Below are 595 nucleotides of genomic sequence, written 5' to 3'. Positions count from 1 at the left end.
TTTCCACGCCCACCTGCGGCCCCTGCCTGGGCGGCTACATGGGCATCCTGGCGGCAGGGGAGCGCTGCATTTCTACCACCAACCGCAACTTTGTAGGCCGTATGGGCCATGTGGATTCGGAGGTCTATCTGGCCAGCCCTGCCACCGCCGCCGCCAGTGCATTGACTGGCTACATCACCGACCCGAGGGAGGTTTAAACCATGAACGCCAAAGGACCTGTTTTCAAATACGGTGACAACATCGACACCGACGTAATTATTCCTGCCCGCTATCTGAATACCCAGAGCGCGGCGGAACTGGCCAGCCACTGCATGGAAGATATCGACAAGACCTTTGTCACCCGGGTAAAAGCTGGTGACATTATGGTGGGTGGCGAAAACTTCGGCTGCGGTTCCTCCCGGGAACATGCGCCGCTGGCCATCAAGGCGGCAGGCATCAGCTGTGTTATTGCCAAAAGCTTTGCCCGTATTTTCTACCGCAACGCCATCAATATTGGTTTGCCCATCCTGGAATGCCCTGCTGCCAGCGAGGCTATCTCGGAAGGGGATGTGGTGGCAATTGATTTTGATACCGGTGTTATTACCGATGAAACCAC

Annotated in this window: 2 protein-coding genes; both read left to right on the top strand. The window is 56.3% G+C overall.

From position 1 onward, the window contains the following. Positions 1-197, top strand: a 197-nt coding sequence (locus tag H6B10_RS15060; RefSeq protein WP_243427420.1) for an aconitase family protein, incomplete at its 5' end; no start/stop codon positions are given. 3 nt (positions 198-200) lie between these two features. Then, a partial coding sequence (locus H6B10_RS15055; protein ID WP_204652317.1) for a 3-isopropylmalate dehydratase small subunit occupies positions 201-595 on the top strand: 395 nt, incomplete at its 3' end.

Origin of the sequence: Gemmiger formicilis, from assembly GCF_016901605.1 — a bacterium.
Classification (GTDB): Bacteria; Bacillota; Clostridia; order Oscillospirales; family Ruminococcaceae; genus Gemmiger; species Gemmiger formicilis_B.
This window is presented reverse-complemented; position numbering and strand designations above follow the sequence as displayed.